4 protein-coding genes are annotated in these 3592 nt (G+C 29.8%); all 4 read left to right on the top strand.

What is annotated here, in order from left to right; genetic code table 11:
* Positions 1–1633, top strand: a 1633-nt coding sequence (sprA, locus tag ACH2BO_RS05315; protein ID WP_395043711.1) for a cell surface protein SprA, incomplete at its 5' end; no start/stop codon positions are given.
* A 308-nt stretch (positions 1634–1941) separates the two neighbouring features.
* Positions 1942–2322: a glycine cleavage system protein GcvH gene (gene gcvH / locus ACH2BO_RS05310; RefSeq protein ID WP_395043712.1), complete on the top strand. Its 381-nt coding sequence runs from the start codon at positions 1942–1944 to the stop codon at positions 2320–2322.
* Positions 2315–2689, top strand: coding sequence for a VanZ family protein (locus ACH2BO_RS05305; RefSeq protein WP_395043710.1), 375 nt, complete (start codon positions 2315–2317; stop codon positions 2687–2689). Before gcvH ends, ACH2BO_RS05305 begins: the two co-directional genes overlap by 8 nt.
* 58 nt (positions 2690–2747) lie before the next feature.
* Complete coding sequence (gene deoC, locus ACH2BO_RS05300) at positions 2748–3491, top strand: deoxyribose-phosphate aldolase (protein ID WP_395043709.1); 744 nt, start codon at positions 2748–2750, stop codon at positions 3489–3491.
* Positions 3492–3592: the final 101 nt, after the last annotated feature.

Raw genomic sequence — 3592 nt, 5'->3', positions numbered from 1 at the left:
TATAAAATCTACTTATACGTATACAGGAGATTCTAGTTGGCAACGTTCATCGATTGCGTTGTCATCTATAACTGGTGCCGATGGATTTACCTATAATTTAGGAAATAGTATTCAAAATTCAGGTGCACATAGATTGAATACGGCTTTTAATATGGATAGTTTTTACAAATATATTGGACTTACTAAAAATAAAAAAACTAAAAAAACAGTTACAAATGCTGTTCCACCTAAACCTGGACAAAAAATAAATTCTCCAACGCCACAAGTTGCTCAAGACAGCAATGTTTTTCTTGATGGATTAATTGGCGTTTTAACAAGTGTAAAAAATATTCAAATTAATTATACCGAAAATAGAGGTACAGCTTTACCAGGATTTTTACCTGGAGTAGGTTTCTTTGGTTCGTCTAAACCATCTTTAGGATTTGCTTTTGGTGGTCAAGACGAAGTTCGTTTTGAAGCAGCAAAAAGAGGTTGGTTAACCAATTATCCTGAGTTTAATCAAAGTTTTACACAAGTTACAGCAAGAACTTTAGACATGACAGCCAACATAGATTTATTTCCAGATTTTAAAATAGATTTAACTGCCAACAGAACTTATGCCGATAATTTTTCAGAGCAATTTGATGTAGACGCCAATGGAAATTACAGTTCACGTTCTCCTAATAATACTGGAAATTTTGCAATTTCTACTTTGTTAATTAAAACTGCTTTTTCGGCAAGTGACGAATTTGGTTCTGCAGCGTTCGAAGAATTTAGAACTAACAGATTAGTTGTTGCCAACAGATTAGCCGAAAGATATTATGGAGCAAATCCTTTTACATTAGATGCAGAAGGTTATCCACAAGGTTTTGGAAAAAACAACCAAGCAGTATTGTTACCAGCATTTTTGGCTGCTTATTCTGGTCAAAATAGTAGTGATGTATCTTTAGGAATTTTTAGAAATATACCAATTCCTAACTGGAACATAAAGTACAATGGATTAATGCGTTACAAGTTTTTTAAAGATAAATTCAAGCGTTTTTCAATACAACACAATTACAAAGCATCATATACAATTAACTCGTTTAGAAGTAACTTTGATTACAATCAAAATCCAAACGGTAGAGATGCAGGAGGAAATTTATACAATAAAACAATTGTTGGAAATGTAAATCTTGTAGAACAATTTAGTCCACTAGTAAGAGTAGATTTTGAAACTAAAAGTTCGTTTAAAATTCTTGCCGAAATGAAACGCGATAGAGCACTATCATTAAGTTTTGATAATAATTTACTAACAGAAGTAAAAGGTGTAGAATATATTATTGGAACAGGTTATAGATTTAAAAATGTAATTTTCTCAACAAAATTATCTGATGATCCATCTGGAATAATAAAAGGAGATATTAATTTAAAAGTAGATTTCTCATACAGAAACAATAAAACTATAATTCGTTATTTAGATTACAACAACAATCAAATTGGTGGCGGACAAAACATTTGGTCTGCAAAGTTAACTGCCGATTATTCGTTTAGTAAAAACCTAACAACAATTTTCTTTTATGATCATTCGTTTTCTAAAGCGGTAATTTCTACTTCATTTCCGTTAACCAATATTAGAGCAGGATTTACGTTACGTTATAATTTTGGAAATTAAAAACAGCTTAAAATCATTTGAAAAAACTAAAAATTAATAGTATTTTTGTTGAAAAATTAAAAATTTGATTGAAATTTATTTTGTCTTCATTTAGTTTATGCTTAGCGCAGACGAAGTACAGTCGAAGGATATAAACTAGGAAATTATCAAATTAATTAAATAACATAAAAACTAATTTATTTTGTCTTCCTGAGCGCAGTCGAAGGATATAAACTAGGAAATTATCAAATCAAATAAATAACATAAAAACTAATTCATTTATCTTCCTGAGTACAGTCGAAGGATTATTATTTAAAAAACAAACAAATATAATGGTACCAAATAATTTAAAATACACTAAAGACCACGAATGGGTTTCAATTGATGGCGATATTGCAACAGTAGGAATTACACATTTTGCGCAAAGCGAATTGGGCGATATTGTTTATGTAGAAGTAGAAACTTTAGACCAAACTCTAGAAAAAGATGCCGTTTTTGGAACGGTTGAAGCAGTAAAAACAGTATCCGATTTATTCTTGCCATTATCTGGAGAAATCATTGAATTTAATGAAGATTTAGAATCCAATCCAGAAAACGTAAATTCTGATCCTTACGGTAAAGGTTGGATGATAAAAATTAAAGTGTCTGATGTATCACAATACGATGAATTATTAGATAACGAAGCTTACGCAAGTTTAATTGGTGCTTAATCAAGCTTCAAAATTATTTCTAGCAGTATCTTGGACTTTAATTATAGTATTTTTAAGCACAACAGAGTTAGATAATACTGTGGGAAGTTCAATTAAAATTCTGCATAAAGACAAGTATGCACATTTTATTTTTTACTTTCTATTCGTAATTTTATGGTACAATTACTTTAACATAAAAGAGAATTTAAAAAACAAAGAAATTATAATGGTTGTAACAGCAATACTATTTGGTATTGCAATGGAAGTTTACCAAACTACATATACAACCACTAGACATGGAGACATTCTAGATGTAATTGTAAATTCTATTGGAGCAATTTTAGGATTGTACTTTGTTAAATACTTACTTAGAAATAAAACAACATAGAAATCTCACCTTAGTGGGATTTTTTTTTACTTTTATACCAAATATTGCAATTGCTATAATGAACATAAAACAATTTCTAGATTCCACCTATTTAAAAACTGAGCAACAAGCAGGGATTTCTGAAGCGCAAAATAAAAAAATCGCTTCAGCATTCATTCAAGAAGCTATTGACGAAGGTTTTAAATTAATTATGATTCGTCCAAATTATGTCTCTTTGGCAAAAAAAATGATTGCTGATGCCAATTCTAAACTAACCATTGGAACTGTAATTTCATTTCCAGAAGGAATAAATTCAATAGAAGAAAAACTAGAAGAAGCAACGCAAGCCATAAAAAATGGTGCCGACGATTTAGATTTTGTTTGCAATTATGAAGCATTTAAACTTGGAGAAATAAATTTAGTTAAAAACGAAATTCTAGAATGCACAAGATTAGGATTAGCCAATAATAAAATTGTAAAATGGATTATAGAAGTTGCTGCTTTAAATAGCAATCAAATAATTCAACTTTCGGCATTGATAAAAAATGTTGTTATGGCAAATTTTAAAGAAGAATGTTATAAAGATGTTTTTGTAAAATCGTCAACTGGTTTTTATAAAACTCAAGATAATTTACCAAACGGCGCAACAATTGAAACTATAATTATGATGTTAGAAAACGCATCGCCACTAGCAATAAAAGCTGCTGGTGGAGTTAAAACTTATAATGAAGCTGTTGCAATGATTCAACTTGGAGTAAAAAGAATAGGAACGTCATCTGCCAAAGCAATTGCCAATGGCGAAACCGCATTAAATAATTACTAATTTTTTTATGATTAGAACTATGTATAAAATAATTTACAGCTTACTTTTTGTTTTTTGTTCAATACAAATCTCTGCTCAAAAAAGTAGCGAACAATTTCCAG

Source organism: Flavobacterium sp. (genome assembly GCF_043773265.1).
Taxonomy (GTDB): domain Bacteria; phylum Bacteroidota; class Bacteroidia; order Flavobacteriales; family Flavobacteriaceae; genus Flavobacterium.
This window is presented reverse-complemented; position numbering and strand designations above follow the sequence as displayed.